20 protein-coding genes and 1 pseudogene are annotated in these 17,964 nt (G+C 72.2%); 18 read left to right on the top strand and 3 right to left on the bottom strand.

What is annotated here, in order from left to right; translation table 11 throughout:
* The first annotated feature begins 448 nt into the window (after positions 1-448).
* Complete coding sequence (locus ACGFYH_RS33015; RefSeq protein WP_393806845.1) at positions 449-904, top strand: hypothetical protein; 456 nt, start codon at positions 449-451, stop codon at positions 902-904.
* A complete protein-coding gene (locus ACGFYH_RS33010; protein ID WP_393806844.1) occupies positions 898-1,233 on the top strand; it encodes a type II toxin-antitoxin system PemK/MazF family toxin in 336 nt (111 codons plus the stop codon). Before ACGFYH_RS33015 ends, ACGFYH_RS33010 begins: the two co-directional genes overlap by 7 nt.
* A 247-nt stretch (positions 1,234-1,480) precedes the next feature.
* Here the strand turns inward: ACGFYH_RS33010 and ACGFYH_RS33005 are convergent.
* A pseudogene (locus ACGFYH_RS33005) lies at positions 1,481-1,735 on the bottom strand (IS256 family transposase); the annotation flags it as partial.
* Positions 1,736-1,901: 166 nt separating this feature from the next.
* Between ACGFYH_RS33005 and ACGFYH_RS33000 the strand changes: the two are divergent.
* On the top strand, positions 1,902-2,495 hold the full coding sequence (locus tag ACGFYH_RS33000) for a DUF3592 domain-containing protein (RefSeq protein WP_393806843.1): 594 nt from the start codon (positions 1,902-1,904) through the stop codon (positions 2,493-2,495).
* 233 nt (positions 2,496-2,728) lie between these two features.
* Complete coding sequence (locus ACGFYH_RS32995) at positions 2,729-2,917, top strand: hypothetical protein (protein WP_393806842.1); 189 nt, start codon at positions 2,729-2,731, stop codon at positions 2,915-2,917.
* Positions 2,918-3,472: 555 nt separating this feature from the next.
* Here the strand turns inward: ACGFYH_RS32995 and ACGFYH_RS32990 are convergent.
* Entirely contained in the window at positions 3,473-5,485 is a 2,013-nt protein-coding gene (locus tag ACGFYH_RS32990) for an FAD-dependent oxidoreductase (protein WP_393806841.1), read from the bottom strand.
* 351 nt (positions 5,486-5,836) lie between these two features.
* Here ACGFYH_RS32990 and ACGFYH_RS32985 point away from each other — a divergent pair, with 351 nt between their 5' ends.
* The 10 genes from ACGFYH_RS32985 to ACGFYH_RS32940 all read left to right on the top strand — a co-directional run bounded on the left by ACGFYH_RS32985 (position 5,837) and on the right by ACGFYH_RS32940 (position 14,014).
* Complete coding sequence (locus ACGFYH_RS32985) at positions 5,837-7,048, top strand: SchA/CurD-like domain-containing protein (protein ID WP_393806840.1); 1,212 nt, start codon at positions 5,837-5,839, stop codon at positions 7,046-7,048.
* A 109-nt stretch (positions 7,049-7,157) separates the two neighbouring features.
* Entirely contained in the window at positions 7,158-7,628 is a 471-nt protein-coding gene (locus ACGFYH_RS32980) for a cupin domain-containing protein (RefSeq protein WP_393806839.1), read from the top strand.
* Positions 7,625-8,896, top strand: coding sequence for a beta-ketoacyl-[acyl-carrier-protein] synthase family protein (locus ACGFYH_RS32975; RefSeq protein WP_393806838.1), 1,272 nt, complete (start codon positions 7,625-7,627; stop codon positions 8,894-8,896). The genes ACGFYH_RS32980 and ACGFYH_RS32975 overlap by 4 nt, the downstream gene beginning before the upstream one ends.
* A complete protein-coding gene (locus tag ACGFYH_RS32970; protein WP_393806837.1) occupies positions 8,893-10,161 on the top strand; it encodes a ketosynthase chain-length factor in 1,269 nt (422 codons plus the stop codon). The genes ACGFYH_RS32975 and ACGFYH_RS32970 overlap by 4 nt, the downstream gene beginning before the upstream one ends.
* A 174-nt stretch (positions 10,162-10,335) precedes the next feature.
* The gene (locus ACGFYH_RS32965; RefSeq protein ID WP_393806836.1) at positions 10,336-10,605 is read left to right on the top strand and encodes an acyl carrier protein; all 270 of its coding nucleotides are present in this window, start codon (positions 10,336-10,338) and stop codon (positions 10,603-10,605) included.
* Between the two features lies 1 nt (position 10,606).
* Positions 10,607-11,086: an SRPBCC family protein gene (locus tag ACGFYH_RS32960; RefSeq protein ID WP_393806835.1), complete on the top strand. Its 480-nt coding sequence runs from the start codon at positions 10,607-10,609 to the stop codon at positions 11,084-11,086.
* A 69-nt stretch (positions 11,087-11,155) separates the two neighbouring features.
* Positions 11,156-11,491: a TcmI family type II polyketide cyclase gene (locus ACGFYH_RS32955; RefSeq protein ID WP_393806834.1), complete on the top strand. Its 336-nt coding sequence runs from the start codon at positions 11,156-11,158 to the stop codon at positions 11,489-11,491.
* A gap of 225 nt (positions 11,492-11,716) precedes the next feature.
* The gene (locus ACGFYH_RS32950; protein WP_393806833.1) at positions 11,717-12,637 is read left to right on the top strand and encodes a DUF3152 domain-containing protein; all 921 of its coding nucleotides are present in this window, start codon (positions 11,717-11,719) and stop codon (positions 12,635-12,637) included.
* Positions 12,638-12,708: 71 nt separating this feature from the next.
* Positions 12,709-13,143, top strand: coding sequence for a PPOX class F420-dependent oxidoreductase (locus ACGFYH_RS32945; protein ID WP_393806832.1), 435 nt, complete (start codon positions 12,709-12,711; stop codon positions 13,141-13,143).
* Between the two features lie 124 nt (positions 13,144-13,267).
* Complete coding sequence (locus tag ACGFYH_RS32940; RefSeq protein ID WP_393806831.1) at positions 13,268-14,014, top strand: DUF4142 domain-containing protein; 747 nt, start codon at positions 13,268-13,270, stop codon at positions 14,012-14,014.
* Positions 14,015-14,104: 90 nt separating this feature from the next.
* Here ACGFYH_RS32940 and ACGFYH_RS32935 read toward each other — a convergent pair whose 3' ends face one another.
* Positions 14,105-14,641 (bottom strand): MarR family winged helix-turn-helix transcriptional regulator, encoded by a 537-nt coding sequence (locus ACGFYH_RS32935; protein ID WP_393806830.1) that lies wholly within the window; start codon positions 14,639-14,641, stop codon positions 14,105-14,107.
* 298 nt (positions 14,642-14,939) lie between these two features.
* Between ACGFYH_RS32935 and ACGFYH_RS32930 the strand changes: the two genes are divergently transcribed.
* From ACGFYH_RS32930 to ACGFYH_RS32915, 4 genes are all read left to right on the top strand, one after another.
* Positions 14,940-15,740, top strand: a complete 801-nt coding sequence (locus ACGFYH_RS32930; RefSeq protein WP_393806829.1) for a hypothetical protein — start codon at positions 14,940-14,942, stop codon at positions 15,738-15,740.
* Positions 15,741-15,762: 22 nt separating this feature from the next.
* Positions 15,763-16,407 carry a TetR/AcrR family transcriptional regulator gene (locus ACGFYH_RS32925; RefSeq protein ID WP_393806828.1) on the top strand — a complete coding sequence of 215 codons (645 nt, stop codon included), beginning with the start codon at positions 15,763-15,765 and terminating at the stop codon, positions 16,405-16,407.
* A gap of 94 nt (positions 16,408-16,501) precedes the next feature.
* Positions 16,502-17,167 (top strand): ABC transporter ATP-binding protein, encoded by a 666-nt coding sequence (locus ACGFYH_RS32920; protein ID WP_393806846.1) that lies wholly within the window; start codon positions 16,502-16,504, stop codon positions 17,165-17,167.
* Positions 17,154-17,948: a hypothetical protein gene (locus ACGFYH_RS32915; protein WP_393806827.1), complete on the top strand. Its 795-nt coding sequence runs from the start codon at positions 17,154-17,156 to the stop codon at positions 17,946-17,948. The genes ACGFYH_RS32920 and ACGFYH_RS32915 overlap by 14 nt, the downstream gene beginning before the upstream one ends.
* Positions 17,949-17,964 lie beyond the last annotated feature (16 nt).

Below are 17,964 nucleotides of genomic sequence, written 5' to 3'. Positions count from 1 at the left end.
GGAACTCCTTCGGATACGGCTTGGGCACTGCAACATCCTTCCAGGCCGCCTCTCAGCAAGCCAGGTCAGGTGTCACCTGTCCGTGCAGCAGTCCCATCCGTCCAGGCAAAGCGCCAGATGGGCATAGATACAGGCCAGAGCCGGAATCGCGCGACGCATGATCATGCCCTCCGGAGCCGTGTGCGCAGGTTCGAATCCTGCCGGGGGCACTCGCCACGCAGTCAGCAGGAAAAAGATGCTGAGCTGGGCGGATGCCGACAGGAGAGAGCGGGAGTCAGTCTCACTGACTCCCGCTCTCTCTCGTTGTCTCTCACTGTTCGCGCACTATCTGCGATACATGCGCGACACACTTCCAGGCCCCTCCGCAGCCGCCGCCTTGACCAGCCGGACTGGGCCCATGACACTCGATGTATGACATCTGTATGACAGAGCCGGGGAAGGAGCAACGATGACCCCTGAAACCCGAAACAAGAAGAGCAAGACAGGCGCTGCCAGCACGAAGCACGCCGAGACCAGCGTCACTCGCAACAAGGCCGCCAAGTCTGCCGCGATCTCCAGGACCCTGAAGCCTGCCGCCATCACCAAGAAGAAACCTGCTAAGTCCGGGCAGTACCGATCACCACGGTTGCCTGCGGGCAGCTACACCAGTTCCACCGAGGTGGCTCAAGTCCGGCTAAAGCCTGATGAGATGGCAGACCTGCGATTGGTAATGCAGTCGCTCAATCTGGCATCGGTCTCTGATGCACTTCGAGAGGGACTCCGCCTCCTCTCACGCGAGGCGGCAGAGGTGGCAGCCTCTGAAGAGATTCGGGCCTTCTATAAAGAAGATGCGGCCCCCATCCCAACAGGTGCATTGCTCGCCACTGCGGATGAACTGGAAGCGGCAGACGAATACGAATGGTGAATGTCGGGACCGCAGTGCGTGGCGAGGTCTGGGGCTGCGCTCTGCCAAGAATTGGTCCACACCCCGTAGTAATCCTCACGGTCAAACGCATCGCAGAGCCGCTAGCAGCCGTCACCGTCGCGGTGGTCACAGGCACGTCTGGACCCGCTGCAACTCATGTCCCGATCGGGCCCGAGTGCGGAGTAACCAAGTATCCCGAGTCCTATGTGAACTGTACCGACCTGCACACCGTACCTAAATCAAACCTCCGGAAACGTCTCGGTCTGCTAGATGCAAGCGAGCTGAAGCGAATTGAGGACTGCGTTCGCGTGATCCTAGGTTTGTCGTAGAGCATTCCGGCAATGGGGTTCCGCACCTTCTTCAGTCGCAGTCGATCCCATGGACCGAGGTCGCCCGGATAGGGAGGAGACGCCACCAAGCGCGGTGGTGAGTGGTGGGGCCTGTGCCCCGTCCGGGTCCACGGACGGTCACGCACGGATCCGGGCGTTCACCAGCAGCCGGTGGGACGCCGACTTCGAGGAGAAGTGGGCGATGATCCGCGAGTACTGGTCCCGCGCAGTCGCCGGTTGACGGCGCTCAGGCCGCAGTGGCTTCGGGCCGCTCCACGAGCAGTCCGCGTTCGAAGCGGGCTCCGGCCCGCACGAGGGCAACGAGATGAGGGGCGTTCACCGCCCGCCACCGGACCTGAGCGGGCTCGACGAGTTTGAAGACCGCGGCGGTCGCGGCAGCTGCGCTGCCGGCGCTCCTGGTGACCTTTGTACGCAGGCGAACTGTGGCGAAAGTCGACTCGGTTCGATTCGTCGTCCGCGAGTGGACCCGGTGCTCGCTCGGCCGGGAAGAAACGTAGAAGGCAGCAGCTTCCACCCAAAGCCGCTCCGGCCTTTGTTGCCGACAGCAGGCAGCCAGGCAGTGTCCGATGTGCCGAATCAATACGTGATGCCTACTCGGCAAACTTTTTAACCTGTTCAGCGACACGGATTCGAGGTGCCGTCCACGTGTGAGACGTGGCACACCACCTCGACACGAATGCGATTGGACAGTGAGAGCCCTGAACGGGATATCGAACGCGGGTGCCTCCAGCGCGCACCAGCAGAACCGCGATTTGGGGCCTCGCGCGTCCCTGTTAGGTTCGCTGGTGCTCACCCTGCTACTGGGTGCGCTGTCGGCGCTGATGACGTTTCCAGCGGCCCATCTGCGCTCCCTCCAGAATGGTGAGCGGGCTCGTGCGACGTTGCACACGAGCGGCTCGTGCATGGTCGGCCACTGCCAGGTCGACTTCGAGGCCGACGGGCGGACCGTCGTGGCGGATCTTCCGATAGGCAGCGGCGGGGGCAGGAGCTCTGTCGGCACCTCACTAACCGTTCGGTACCAGGCGGACGATCCCCACGTAGTCGCCCGTGAAGGTGATGTCGGGGGCGGCGGGGCAGCCGTACTGGTGGTGATGTCGGGCGGCGGCGCCCTGTTCTTTCTGGTGCTCTCGGTCGTCGCGGCTGTATTCGTGGTGCGGCAGCGACGTGCGGGCTCAAGTCCTGGAGTGGAGTCACCCGGCTGGCAGGCCAGTCCAGAGGCAGCCCGTCCCCTTGAGCGCTGACAGGCGCCGTCTTCGGGTGCGCCGGCGTCGCGGGTGGGGTACTGGCGGCCCGGCCGATGGCGAAGGCGGCGGACAGGGCGACGGTGACGCGGTCGGCGTCGGCCGGGCCGGTGATGACACGGTTCTCGAACACGTGGGTCCTCGCCCTCAAGGGGTAGCTGAGTCGAATGACGGAGCGTCAGTGGTCAGGTGATGAGGCAACGCCTTCGCACCCTCCGGCGCGGTGCCGGGGGGTGCGCTGGCTGGCATTGCTGGGTTACACGCTTGCCGTGGCCGGGCTTGCAGCCGTGTTCTGGCATTGGGTGAGGGGCAAGTCGTGGGACGACTCGCTGTCTTTCGCGCTGACAGTGACGGTGAGTGCGATTGGCGGCCAGTGGATGGCTGCGGTCATCCGGCTGAGGGCCGGGCGTGGCAACGGCTGATCGGCAGCCGTGGAATTGGTCGCGCTTGGACGTGGCCGTGCGGATGTTGACCGTGGTCCCGCCCCGGTGGCCGCGTTCGCTGAACACCTGCACGGCGATCCATCCGCCGAGGACGACGGCGGCGGGGGATGACGAGCGCCAGGCGGCCCAGGCGTTTCACCACCGTCTTCTGATCGCGTGAATCCAGCGCCGCCCACAGGTACGTGAGCGTCATGGCGAGTGTGAAGTCCACGTCCGGCATGATGTGTTCGCCGTTGACCTGCTCCTTGTACAGGTCGGCCGGGGCCGACCCCCTGGCCAGGTCCAGCGCAAGCAGGGAGCCCGCCGACGTCCGGCGAGGACGTCGGCGTCCGCGAGGTCCACCCCGGCGTCGGCCGGTCCCGCCGGTGCCCGACCTGCCACCCGTACGCGGTCGGACCGCCGCCGCCCAGTACCAGCGCCCTGTCCGCCACGTCCGCTCCACCCCTGCGCTTACCGGGGGCCATTCCCCCGTTCAGCCGCTCGGCCAGACGCCGGCAGGTGAGCGGGGAGTGGTCCCCGGTCGGGAGGGTCGCCTCACGTGCGGGCGAGCACCGTCCCCAGCACCTGGCGCAGCATCGCCTCCGGGTCGGGGGCGGGGCCCGGGGAGCGCCAGGCCACGAAGCCGTCGGGACGGATCAGGACCGCGCCGCCACGGGTCACTCCGTGGGCCCGCGCCCAGTCGGTCTCCTCGTCGTCCGGGATCAGGTCGGCCTCGGGTGTCCCGCCCACGCGGTACGGCTTCAGCGGGATCCGCGTCTCGGACGCCAGTCGGGTCGCCGCCTCGTGCCAGCCGGTGGGCTGGGCCGCGTCGCTGAGCAGGACGAGGGAGTCCTCGTAGAGGTCAAGGGTGGAGACGCGGGCGTCGCCCTTGCGCAGCCAGAGGTGGGGAGCCCTGCTGCCGGGGGCGCCGGTGAGGTCGAGGCCCTCCGGGACCACCGGGGTCGCCGGGTCGGCGCCGACCACCGCGCCCTGGGGGTAGCGGTAGCCGAGGGCGACGTTGAGGATGCCGCGCTGCGGGGCGCCGCCGGGACCGCCTCCGGGGCCACCACCGGGCGCGCCTCCTGTGCCACCACCGGGCGCGCCTCCTGTGCCACCACCGGGCGCGCCTCCTGTGCGACCACCGGGCGCGCCTCCTCTACCACCACGAGGTGCACCTCCTGGGCCGGCACCGGGCACACCCCCGGGACCATCACCGGACGCACCCCGGGAGCCACCACCCCGCGCACCCCCGGAGCCGCCACCAGACACGCCCCCGGGACCACCAGCCTGGGCACCCCCGGGACCACCACCAAACGCACCGCCCGCACCGCCCGCACCACCGGATGCCCCGGTTGCTCCGCCCGTGCCGGGGCCGCCCGGTGCCCCGCCCCCCATGAACGGCGGCGGTGCGAACCCGGGGTGGCTGTGTTCCACCGAGCGGGCGGCGGCTCGGGCGCTGGTGGCCTCCGCGACCGGGCGGCGTTCCGTGTCGTAGGTGTCCAGGAGGGCTTCGCCCGCCCAGCCCTCCAGCACCGCGGCGAGTTTCCAGGCGAGGTTGTGGGCGTCCTGGATGCCGGTGTTGGAGCCGAAGGCGCCGGTGGGGGACATCTCGTGGGCCGAGTCGCCGGCGAGCAGGACGCGTCCGGAGCGGTAGCTGCGGGCGACGCGCTGGGCGGCGTGCCAGGGGGCCTTGCCGGTGATCTGGACGTCGAGGCCGGGGTCGCCGATCGCGCGGCGGATGTGGGCGGCGCAGCGTTCGTCGGTGAAGTCCTCGACGGTCTCGCCCCGTTCGGGGTGCCAGGGGGCGTGGAAGACCCAGTTCTCGCGGTTGTCGACGGGCAGGAGGGCGCCGTCGGCGTTCTCGTCCGTCAGGTAGCAGACGATGAAGCGGCGGTCGCCCACCACGTCGGCGAGGCGACGGGAGCGGAAGGTGATGCTGACGTTGTGGAAGAGGTCGCCGGGGCCGCTCTGGCCGATGCCGAGCTGCTCGCGGACGGGGCTGCGGGGGCCGTCGGCGGCGACCAGGTAGTCCGCACGGACGGTGGTGTGCTCGCCGGTCTCGCGGCTTTTCACGATCGCCGTGACGCCCTCGGTGTCGGCCTCGAAGGAGAGCAGTTCGGTGCCGAAGCGCAGGTCGCCGCCGAGCTTGGTGGCGTGGGTGAGGAGTTCGGGTTCCAGGTCGTTCTGGCTGCACAGGCACCAGGAGCTGGGGCTGAAGCGGGCCAGGCCGCCTCCGGGGTCGATCTGCTTGAACAGCCACTCCCCCGCGTCGCCGGACAGCGTGGGCGTCTGCAGGATGCCGTGGTTGTCGGCCAGGGTGGCGGCGGCCCGGCGGATGTCCGGCTCTGCCCCGGCCACCCGGAAGAGCTCCATCGTGCGGACGTTGTTGCCGCGCCCGCGCGGGTGGATGGAGGTGCCCGCGTGGCGCTCCACCAGGGTGTGCCGGACGCCCAGCCGCCCCAGGAACACCGAGGTCGACAGGCCCACCAGGGATCCGCCGACGACGAGGACCGGGACGCGGTGGACCGCGGGGGCCGCTCCGTCGGACCGGTCGGCTCTTTCGTTCATGGTTGTTCGTCCTCCGTTGCGACAGGCGTGGGTGGCAGACGCGCCCGGCGGCATGTGTGAGTGACAGACGCGCCCGGCGGCATGCGCCAGTGACAGACGCGCCCGCGACACGCGTGAGTGGCGGACACGCCCCGCGACAGATGTGCGTCGGGGCCTTCATGCATGCCCCGTGAGGTCCGGCGAGGCCCGCCGCGGCGCAGGCTTCACCCGCTTAACCCTCCTGGTTCGCGGTCCCCGCGGGCACGGCCCACGATCGTGCTTACGCGTTCGTCGCACCCCGCCTGCCAGGCGCGCGCCGCGGCGATCGCCCCCCAGTCCACGAGGAAGTTCCCCGGAGAAGAGGTGGGCCGGATGACGGTCTCTCCCGTCGTAGCGACGGATGCCGCGTCGGCGGATGCCCCGAGCACGGACGCGACGGACGCGACGGACGTCACGGCGGCTTCGGCCGTCGCGGCGGCCGAAGCGGGCGGTGTGTCGATATCCGCGTTCGACGGATCCCGGGTGCGGGTCGTCCTGATGCTGGACATCCACGACGGAATGCAGCAGGAGTTCCTGGACGCCTACGAGCGCATCCGCGACCGGGTCGCCGCCGTTCCGGGACACGTCAGCGACCAGCTGTGCCAGTCCCTGGAGAATCCGACCCAGTGGCTGCTCACCAGCGAGTGGGAGAGCGCCGCGCCCTTCCTGGCCTGGGTCAACAGCGACGAGCACCTGGACACCGTCGAGCCGCTGCAGGACTGCGTCCGTGACACCCACTCGCTGCGCTACAGCGTGCTGCGGGAGACCGACGGCGCGCGGCCCGCGCCCGGTGAGCCGCGCTCCGCGCCCCGCATCGGGGGCAACGTCGTGCGCCACGCCCTCACGTTCACCGTACGGCCGGGCAGCGAGGCCGAGACCGCCCGGCTGCTGTCCGAGTACGTGTCGCCCGACGCGCACGTGGACGGCTCCACACGGCTGCTGCGCACCTCGCTGTTCATGCACGGCAACCGGATCGTGCGGGCCGTGGAGGTGCGGGGCGACCTGCAGACCGCGCTGCGCCACGTGGCCAGGCAGCCCGGGGTGCGGGCCGTCGAGGAGGCCCTCAACCCGTATCTGGAGCAGGACCGGGACCTCGGTGACCCGCGGTCCGCCCGGCGGTTCTTCACCCGGGCCGCCATGCCGGCCGTCCACCACGCGGCGTCCCGCGACCGGGCCGGCGCGCGCAGGCAGCGGCTCGCGCTGCTCTACCCGGTGCGCACCGGCGCCGGTGCGGAACTGGCCCGGCTGCTGGCGCGCCAGGACGCGTCCGCCGCGCGGGACCCGGACGGCCCGGTACTCGCCGCCACCGTCTTCCACCGCGACGACCTCGTCGTACGGCTCGTCGACGTGGACGGCGACCCCGAGGACGCGCCCGCCGCCGTGCTGGGCCTGCGCGGGCCCGACGGGGCCGCGGGTGCCGAGCGGCTGCTGGACACCGCCGCCGTCGGCGTCGACGGGTCGCCGGCCGAGGCCGCCACGCTGTCCCGGCTGCTCTCCCGGGTCCGTATGACTCCCCTGACCGACCGGCGTTCGACCGGCTCCTGAACCGCGTTCTCCGACCGCGCGGCCGACCGGGCCCGACGGCGCGCCCGCCGGTCCGCGCGGCCACCCCGCCCCCTCCTCCACTTCCTCCCGTCACCCCGGAGTGAACGACATGACAGACCAGCAGGTACGCATCGTCTCTCTCGGCGACATCGCGCCGAACCGCCGCCGCGGCGGAGATCTCCGCGCCCTCCTCACGCCCACCACCGCCGGGTCGACCAGCGGCTTCATGGGCGTGGCCATCGTGCAGCCCGGCGACCGCATCGCCGAGCACTACCACCCGTACTCCGAGGAGTTCGTGTACGTCACGGAAGGCGCCCTGGAAGTGGACCTGGACGGGGCGCCGCACTCGCTCGCCACCGGGCAGGGGCTGCTGATCCCGCAGGACATGCGCCACCGCTTCCGCAACACGGGGGACGTCGAGGCGCGGCTCGTGTTCCACCTGGGTCCGCTGGCCCCGCGGCCGGAGCTGGGCCACGTCGACACGGAGGACGCGCAGGGCAACGCGCTCCCGCACGACGGCGCGCACGCGGGTTGCGCCGGGCACGGGCGGTCCGCCGCCGCGGCCGAGGTGGTGTCGTGACCCGGCGACGGGTCGCCGTCACGGGCATAGGCGTGGTCGCCCCGGGCGGGATCGGCGTGCCCCAGTTCTGGGGCCTGCTGGCCGACGGCCGTACGGCGACGCGCCGCATCTCCCTGTTCGACCCGGCCGGCCTGCGTTCGCAGATCGCCGCCGAGTGCGACTTCGACCCGTCCGCGCACGGTCTCGGCCTCGCCACGGTCCAGCGGTGCGACAGGTACGTGCAGTTCGCGCTGGTGGCCGCCGCGGAGGCGGTCCGGGACGCGAACCTCGACATGGCCCGCGAGGACCCCTGGCGGGCGGGCGCCACGCTGGGCACGGCGGTGGGCGGCACCACCCGGCTGGAGCACGACTACGTCCTGGTCAGCGAGCGCGGCTCGCGCTGGGACGTGGACGACCGGCGGGCCGAGCCGCACCTGGAGCGGGCGTTCACCCCGGCCACCCTGTCGTCGGCGGTCGCCGAGGAGTTCGGGGTGCACGGGCCGGTGCAAACCGTCTCCACCGGGTGCACGTCCGGTCTCGACGCCGTCGGGTACGCCTTCCACGCGGTCGCCGAGGGGCGCGTCGACGTGTGTCTGGCGGGTGCGGCGGACTCGCCGATATCGCCGATCACCATGGCCTGCTTCGACGCCATCAAGGCGACCTCGCCGAACAACGACGACCCCGCGCACGCCTCCCGGCCCTTCGACGCCGAGCGCAACGGCTTCGTCATGGGCGAGGGAGCGGCGGTGCTGGTCCTGGAGGACCTGGAGCACGCCCGGGCCCGGGGCGCGGACGTGTACTGCGAGATCTCCGGCTACGCCACCTTCGGCAACGCCTACCACATGACCGGGCTCACCAAGGAGGGCCTGGAGATGGCACGGGCCATCGACACGGCGCTGGACATGGCCGAACTCGACGGCTCCGACATCGACTACGTCAACGCGCACGGCTCCGGCACCCAGCAGAACGACCGCCACGAGACCGCGGCCGTCAAACGCTCGCTGGGCGAGCACGCCTACGCGACACCGATGAGTTCCATCAAGTCCATGGTGGGCCACTCGCTGGGCGCGATCGGCTCCATCGAACTGGCCGCGTGTGTGCTGGCGATGGCCCACCAGGTGGTGCCGCCCACGGCCAACTACACGACCCCCGACCCCGAGTGCGACCTGGACTACGTGCCGCGCGAGGCACGGGAGCGGACGCTGCGGCACGTGCTGTCGGTGGGCAGCGGCTTCGGCGGCTTCCAGTCCGCTGTCGTACTGAGCGGCAGTGAAGGAGGGCTGCGATGAGCGGAGCACGACGGACCGACAGGGGGAGCCGGCGCGCGGTCGTGACCGGACTGGGCGTGGTGTCCCCGCACGGCATCGGCGTCGAGGCGCACTGGAAGGCGGTCGCGGACGGCGCCAGCAGCCTCGGGCCCGTCACCCGGGAGGGCTGCGAGCACCTGCCGCTGCGGATCGCGGGCGAGGTGCGCGGCTTCGACGCGGCCGAGACGGTCGAGGACCGCTACCTCGTCCAGACCGACCGGTTCACGCACTTCGCGCTGGCCGCGACCGAGCACGCGCTGGCCGACGCCCGGTTCGGCCGGGCCGACGTCGAGTCGCCGTACTCGGTCGGTGTGGTCACCGCCGCGGGCTCGGGCGGCGGCGAGTTCGGGCAGCGGGAGCTGCAGAACCTGTGGGGCCAGGGCTCGCGTCACGTCGGCCCGTACCAGTCGATCGCCTGGTTCTACGCGGCCAGCACCGGCCAGGTCTCCATCCGCAACGACTTCAAGGGGCCCTGCGGGGTCGTGGCCGCCGACGAGGCGGGCGGCCTGGACGCCCTGGCGCAGGCGGCACTGGCCGTGCGCAACGGCACCGACACGGTGGTCTGCGGCGCGACGGAGGCGCCGCTGGCCCCGTACTCGATCGTCTGCCAGCTGGGCTACCCCGAGCTGAGCCGGGCGGCCGAACCCGACCGGGCCTACCGTCCGTTCACCGAGGCGGCCTGCGGATTCGCGCCGGCCGAGGGCGGGGCCGTACTCCTCGTGGAGGACGAGACCGCGGCCCGGGAACGCGGTGCCGACGTGCGGGCGACGGTGGCCGGGCACGCGGCGACCTTCACCGGCCCCGGCCGCTGGGAACGGTCCCGGGAGGGGCTGGCGCACGCGATCGAGGGCGCGCTGGCAGAGGCGGGCTGCCGGCCCGAGGAGGTCGACGTGGTATTCGCGGACGCCCTCGGCGTCCCGGAGGCCGACCGGGCCGAGGCCCTGGCGCTGGCCGACGCGCTGGGCCCGCACGCCAGGCGGGTGCCGGTGACCGCGCCCAAGACCGGGACCGGGCGGGCGTACTGCGCGGCGCCGGTGCTGGACGTGGCGACGGCTGTCCTCGCGATGGAGCACGGACTGATCCCGCCGACCCCGCACGTGTCCGACGTGTGCCACGACCTGGAGGTGGTGGCCGGCCGGGCCCGGACCGCCGAGCCACGCACGGCCCTGGTCCTGAGCCGCGGGCTCATGGGCTCCAACTCGGCCCTCGTCCTGCGGCGGGGCGCCGTGCCGCCCGCGGACCGATGACCGACGGCCGAGGACCGACGGCGACGGCCGACGGTGACGACCGACGGCGACGACCAACGGCGACGACCAACGGCGACGACCGACGACCGACCACCACGACCGAGGCGAACCGACGCCGACCCCGATTGTGCGCCGCCCGCGGGTGAGCGCCGACCCGAGTCAAGGAGGACACCCATGACCGACCAACTGGACTACCAGGTGACCGTCGAGGAGCTGGCGACGCTGATGAAGCGCACGGCCGGTGTGCACGTCGACCCCGTCATGCTCCGGCAGCGGGCCGACGACGGTTTCGACACCTTCGGCCTGGACTCCCTCGGCCTGCTGGGCATCGTGGCCGAGCTGGAGAAGCGGTACGGGCTGGGCCTGCCCGAGCAGGCCGAGCGCTGCAAGACGCCCGCGGAATTCCTCGCGCTGATCAACGGCGCCCTGAAGACGGGAGTGTGACATGGCAGGGCACACCGACAACGAGATCACCATCGCCGCTCCGACGGAGCTGGTCTGGAACATGACCAACGACATCGAGAACTGGCCCGGGCTGTTCAGCGAGTACGCCTCCGTGGAGGTGCTGGAGCGCGACGGCGACCGCGTCACGTTCCGGCTCACCATGCACCCGGACGCCGACGGCAAGGTGTGGAGCTGGGTCTCCGAGCGGGTCGCCGACCCCGTCACCCGCACCGTCCGCGCCCATCGGGTCGAGACCGGTCCCTTCCAGTACATGAACATCGTCTGGGAGTACTCGGAGACCGCCGAGGGCACCGTCATGCGCTGGACGCAGGACTTCGCCATGAAGCCGGACGCGCCGGTGGACGACGCCTGGATGACGGACAACATCAACCGCAACTCCCGTACGCAGATGGCGCTGATCCGGGACCGGATCGAGCAGGCGGCGGGTGAGCGGCGGACCGCGTCGGTGCTCGCCGACTGACACCGGCCGACCGGCACCCCGGCCGGTACGACCGACCCCGACCGACACCGGCGAAGGGCAGCACCCCCCATGCACCACACACTGATCGTCGCCCGGATGGCACCCGGCGCGGCACCGGACATCGCGAAGGTGTTCGCGGAGTCGGACAGCGGCGAACTGCCGCACCTGGTGGGCGTCAACCGGCGCAGCCTCTTCGAGTTCGGTGACGACGTGTACCTGCACCTCATCGAGAGCCACGAGGACCCGGCCCCCACCATCGGCAGGCTGACCGGGCACCCGGAGTTCCGCCGGGTCAGCGAGCGGCTCGAGCCGTACGTCTCGGCGTACGACCCGGCGACCTGGCGCGGTCCGAAGGACGCCATGGCGCGCTGCTTCTACCGCTGGGAGCGGACCGCCGCCGGCTGACGGCCCGTCTCCCGCAGCGTGTCGGGGCCCGCCCGGAGAACGGGCGGGCCCCGACGCGCACGTGTGTCCGCCGGGCCCGCGCTTCGCGGACCTCCCGAGGTGCCGAAGGGTTGTACGGGCCGGTCGAAAGCGGCTGTGAGAAGCCCCACGTGGTGTTCCGTGACGTTCTCGTACATCTGTCCGCTTGGATCTTGGAGGTACGCACCAGTAGAGAGGACGCATGTCGTGGGCCGATCCACCGCCCGCCGGAGCACCCGAAGAACCGTGCCGGAGGGCGACGGGCGCCGGTCCCGCGCCCGCGGACGCGCGCGCCGCGGACCCGTCCGCGCGGTACCGGCCGTTCTCGCGCTGGGAGCCGTACTGCTCACCGCGGGTGCCGCCGTCGCGTACTGGCGGGACACCCGCCCCCCGGTGACGGACGACCAGGCGGCCGATGTCACCGAGGCCGTGGACGCCGCCGGGCGCACGGCCGGTCCCGGCGCCTCCACCGGAACGCCGTCGGCCGCGGTCTCGCCGAGCCCCTCCGCGTCGCCGTCCCCGAAGACCTCCCCCTCGGCCTCGCCCTCGGCCATCGCCATCCCGGCGACCGGACCCGGCACCTTCGTCACCGCCCGGGCCGACGGCACGACCGTGGGCACCGGCGGCCGCGTACGGCGCTACAAGGTCCTGGTCGAGGAGGGCGTCGACATCCGGCCGGGCGCCGCCGCCGCCGAGATATCCGACGTGCTCGCCGACCGCCGCGGCTGGACGCAGGACGGGACCGACTCCTTCCGGTTGGTCAGCACCGGCTCGTACGACTTCGTGGTGAAGATCGCCACGCCCGGCACCGTCGACCGGATCTGCGGCGCCGCGGGCCTGCTCACCCGGGGCGAGGTGAACTGCAGCGTCGGCACGGACGTGGTGGTCAACCTCAAGCGCTGGGTGCTGGGTTCCCCGGAGTTCGACGGCCCGATCCACGAGTACCGGGCGCTGATCGTCAACCACGAGGTCGGCCACCGCATCGGGCACGGCCACGAGACCTGTCCCGGTGCCGGACGGCCCGCCCCGGCGATGATGCAGCAGATCAAGGGCCTCAAGGGCTGCGTCGCCAACGCCTGGCCCTACGACGAGGACGGCGACTACCTGGGCGGACCCTCCGTGCCCTGAGCCACCACGGGCGGCGCGTTCGGCGGGCGGTTCGCGGGACAGCCCCCGGGGCTGGGGGTGATGATCGGTCCATGACCACCACAGCGCGCTTCGATCCCCGTGCCCTGCTGGCCGGGAGCCGGCTCGGCGTACTGGCGACGATCAAGTCGGACGGCCGCCCGCAGCTCTCGCCCGTCATGCCCGCCTACGACCCGGAGACCGGCGTCGTCCGGGTGTCCACGCGCGAGGGGCTGGCCAAGACGGCCAACCTGCGCCGGGACCCGCGGGCCACGCTGGAGGTGACCGCCCCGGACGGCAGGTCCTGGGCCACCGCGGAGGGCGTCGCCACCCTCACGGGCCCGGGCACCGATCCGCACGGGCCGGAGGTCGAGGCGCTGGTGGAGTACTACCGCGCCGCCGCCGGGGAGCACCCGGACTGGGACGAGTACCGGTCGACGATGGTGTCCGACCGCCGGGTGCTGCTCACCATCACGGTCGAGCGCGTGTACGGCGCCGATCTCGGCTGAACCGGCGCGGCACCGGGCCGCCGGCAAGTTTTGTGCCGGAGCGGTGATAGATCCGCCCGCCGTTTCCGTACCTCCTGGCGTACGAGTACGAGTACGAGTCTCTCGCTTCGCCCCTGGAGGCACCATGCGCCTGTCCCGCAGCAGGATCGGAGTCGTCGTCCTGTTCGGTGCGATGACCCTGACCCTCACCGCGCTGGCCTTCCCGGCCGTGCTCGGTCTGGACAAGGCCGACGGCAACCAGAACCGGGTGGTGGCCAGTACGAAGTTCGGTCCCCTCACCGAGGCCGACCGCGACTTCGTGGTCAAGGTCCGCGCCGCCGGGCTGTGGGAGTACCCGCTGGGCGAGATGGTGATGGAGCGCGGCACGACGAAGGCGATGAAGACGGCCGGCGAGCACCTGGTCGTCGGGCACGCCGGGCTCGACGCGATGTGCCGAGAGATCTCCCCCGAGCTGGGTATCACGCTGCCCAACCGGGCCTCCCCGCAGCAGGAGAACTTCGTGACGACGGTGGACGCGAAGAGCGGCAGGGAGTTCGACTCGTCGGCGGTCAACATCATGCGGGTGACCCACGGCCAGATCTTCCCGGCCATCGCCAAGATCCGCGCCAGCACCAAGAACACGCTCGTGCGGCAGCTCGCCGACCTGGCCAACGACACCGTCCTGGACCACATCACGGTGCTGGAGAAGACCGGGCTGGTCGAGTACGACCAGGTCACCTTCCAGCAGACCGGTCCGGCGAAGCTGCCCCGGGAGAGGGTCACCCCGCCTCCGCCGCAGCCGGGAGAGCGGGTGCTGGTGCTCAAGCCGCGCCCCGACCTGAACGTGAACACCGCCTCCCCGACGCCCACTCCGTCCCCGGCGGCGCCCTGAGTCGCGGGAGTCCTCCGAGTTCTGGGAGTCCTGGGAGTATCCGAGTCCCGGAGTCCCGGAGTCCCGGGAGTCCCGGGAGTCCCGTGCCCGTCAGGCGTCGCGGGTCGGGGTGAGGTCCGCCGCTGAGCCCGGAGGGTGCGGCTGGGCGTCGCCGGGGGCCGCGTCCGCGGGCTCCCCGCCCGCCTCGCTGAACACGGTGAGCGCCTCGATCAGGGCGGCCCGCTGGCCGGGGGCGAGCCGCTCGACGATCGCCGCGACCTCGGCGCGGCGCCGCGCGACGACGCGCTCGACGGTGCGCCCGCCTTCCTCGGTGAGGGTGAGGAGGGTCTCACGCCGGTTGCCGGGGTTGGTCTGCCGGTCGGCGAGCCCGGCCGCGATCAGCCGGTCGACCATGCGCATCGCCGTCGACGGGGCGACCTGGAGGTGGTCGGCGAGGTCGACCAGCTTGGTGGCGCCTCTGGTGGAGAGCACCATCAGCATCCGGAACTGGGGCAGCGTCACCCGCTCCTCCACCCCCGCGAGCGACCGCGCGGAGACCGCAACCAGCAGTCGCGACGCGTCCAGCACGGCCCTGGTGACCGCGTCGACGTCTTCCAGGCCCCCGACGGGCTTCTCACGCTCCGGCATGTGTCCTTTCTACCGCGCCGAAGCCGCCGCTCACTCATGTGTTCGCGGCAAGGGCACCACGATCACGGCCCGGTCACGACCGGTGGCTACGGGAACGGGCCGACGCCCCCGCGCGTTCAGCGGGTTGGCGGCCGACGGAGACCGCCGGCCATGACCATCCGGCGCCGGAGGGAGCGACACCGGCACGGTGCCGCGGCACGGGACGGCTCGGTTCAGGAGGCACACCGGCCGTCGGCGGGCTCCCGCGCCCTCCCGCCCGCGCCCGTCCGGGGCCGAACGAGAGAGGGAGAGCGGGACCATGACCGCTTCCGGACCGGGCGGCGGCGCCACACCGGGCGAGCCGGACGGTACGCCGTCCGTGCCGGAGTACGTCTGGCGGCTGTTCCTGGAGGACGACGAGCGCGCCATCCGCGCCTCCGCCCCCAGGGAGCCCGCCACACGGGACCGGACCCCCGGCCGGCGTCCGGATCCGTCGGCCGGCCCGGAACGGCCGGTGGGCCCCGAGTCGCGGGGAGCTGCCGAGTCGCCGGGAGGCCGTGAGCCGCGGGGAGGCCCGCAGCCGGGAGACGTCCAGGCGTCGCAGGAAGGCCCGCAGCCGCCGTCGGCCGTTCCGGGCCGGGACGCGGGCCCGGACACGAGCCGGGACGCGGGCCCGGACACAGGCCGGGACACGGGCCCGGACGCTCGCCCCTGGCCCTCCGCCCGCCCCGGACGCTCCACCCGCCCCGGGCCCTCCGGCCACCCCTCCGACACGGTCGGCGAGGCGTGGCGCCCGGAGGATCCGTGGCGCGGCCCGGCCTGGCGCGAGCTGGACGGCCGCGCCCGGCTGCGGCGGGCGGGCCGGGTGCTCGGCACGGCCGCCGCGGTCGCCCTCGCCCTCGCCGCCTGGTCACACCTGTCCACCGGCCCGGTCGCCCCGGGCACCGCACCGGCCGAAACGATCGGGCAGCACCGGGAGGAGAGTCCGGCCCTGCCCACGCCGGACTCCCGCGCGGGTTCTCTCACACCGACGGAGTCCACCGCCGCGGGCGCCGCGGTCTTCGAACCCGCGCCGTCCGCGATACCCCGGGCGTCCGACTCCCCTTGGACAGTCGACTGAACGTCTGTTTAGTATGCTGTACATGCGTTCAATCCCGGAGGACCGGACCACCCGCGCCCTCATCCGCGACGAGGCCCTCGGCCTGTTCGCCGCCCACGGCCCGGACTCGGTGACCGTGCGGCGGATCGCGACGGCGGCCGGTGTGTCGCCCGGACTCGTCATGCATCACTTCGGCTCCAAGGACGGACTGCGCCAGGAGGTCGACCAGTACGTCGTGGCGGTCTTCGAGGCCATGTTCGACGAGCTGACCGGCGAGGACGGCGCGGAGGTGTTCGACGCAGGCGCCGGAGCGGCGTCCTTGAGTGCGGCGTTCGCCCGCCACCTCCCGGTCGGCTCGCCCCTGCCCGGGTACCTGCGCCGCCTGCTGCTCGGCGACACGGACGCCGGACGGCTGCTGTTCGGCCGTCTCTACGAGGTGAGCCGCGCCGCCCTGGACGGGCTGGCGGCGGCCGGACTGGTCGCACCGGGCCGTGACCCGGCGGCCCGCGCGGCCATGCTGCTCGCCAACGACCTGGCCGTGTTCCTGCTGCGCGACCGCATCGGCGAGGTGCTGGGCACCGACCCGATGTCCGCCGACGGCATCGCCCGCTGGGCCCCCGAGGTGCTCAGCATCTACGCGGGCGGGTTGAACGCAGCGCCTCCCCCGGAGGCGCCCCCCGGGGCGTAGCAGGCCCGGAAGTCCGAAAGCGCCGGAAAACCCAGGAAGGCCACGGTGACCGCACATGCCGACCGAACCCGCACCCGAGCCGCCCGAACCGCCCATGCCGTCCGCACCCGAACCGCCCGTCTCCGCCGCCGTACTCAGCGCCCGTGACCTGCACAAGTCGTACGGCGCGAACCACGTCCTGCGCGGCGCCGGCCTCACCGTCGCCGCCGGGCAGCTGGTCGCCGTCGTCGGCGAGAACGGCGCCGGGAAGTCCACCCTGCTCAAGGCACTGGCCGGCACCCTGGCGCTGGACCGCGGCGAGGTCACCCTGTCCGGGACGCTCGGCTACTGCCCCCAGGAGCCGGTGCTGAGCGGCAGCCTGACCGTCGGGCAGCACCTGCGCTACTTCGCCGCCGCGCACCGCCTGCCCGGCCTGGAGCGCGCCCGGGAACTCGTCCACGCCCTGGGCTACGAGCGCTACGAGCGGACTCCCGCGGACGAGCTCTCGGGCGGGACCCGGCAGAAGCTGAACCTCACCCTGGCCCTGCTGCACGACCCCGATGTGCTGCTCCTCGACGAGCCGTACCAGGGCTTCGACTGGGAGACGTACCTGCGCTTCTGGGACCTGGTCGAGGATCTGCGCACCCGCGGCAAGGCCGTCGTGGTGATCACTCATCTCGTCTTCGAACAGGACCGTTTCGACCTGCTGGCCGACCTGGCCGGCGGCCGCCTCACCGCGCGCGCGGCGGCCGGAGAGGAGCACCGTCGTGTCGACGCCTGACCCGGCCGCCGGCCCGGGGCCGCTGTACGGGCAGTTCCCCACCGCCCTGCGCTTCTCGGTGCGCGACCAGACCCGCAACCGGCTCGCCGGGCTGCTGCTCCTGGTGTTCGTGCCCGTCTGGTACCTGGTGATGGACGCGATGGCCGCCGGCGAGGCACTGGACTTCAAGCTGTACTCCACCGGTGAGATGCTGCACGTCGACGGCGGGCACCTCACGCTGATCTCGGCGGGACTGAACTCGGTGACGATGATCGCCGGGTTCGTCGTCTTCGACGCCGTGCGCAAGGCGCTCGCGTTCGACCGGCGGCTCGTGTTCGCCGGGTACCGGCAGTCCACCCTCGTCGGCGCCAAGATCCTCGCCGTCTCCGCGGTGGCCACCGGCATCGCGCTCTACACCGCGCTGGCGGTGCTGTTCTTCTGGCGGCCGGCGGCGGGTGCCTGGTTCGGCGTACTCGCCGGGTTCACCGTCATCGCGCTCGCCTACGGCGCCTTCGGGCTGCTTCTCGGGGTGCTGGTCAAGCGGGACCTGGAGGGCTTCTTCCTGATCATCATGGGCGGGTTGATGGACACGTTCCTGCAGAACCCGCTGGGCAACCCGCTCGCCAACGAGCCGATCCTGCAGTGGTTCCCGTCCTTCGGGCCCATGCAGTTCGCGGCCGGCGGCGCGTTCGCGGACACCGCCCTGTGGGGGCACCTCGGTCTGGGACTGGCCTGGGCGGCCGGATTCAGCGCGGTGGGGCTGGGCATCTTCAGGTTCCGTACGCGCGACCGCACCCGCTGAGCGGAGTGAGCGCGCT

It is taken from the genome of Streptomyces sp. NPDC048392 (assembly GCF_043200575.1).
In the GTDB taxonomy this organism is placed as follows: Bacteria; Actinomycetota; Actinomycetes; order Streptomycetales; family Streptomycetaceae; genus Streptomyces.
This window is presented reverse-complemented; position numbering and strand designations above follow the sequence as displayed.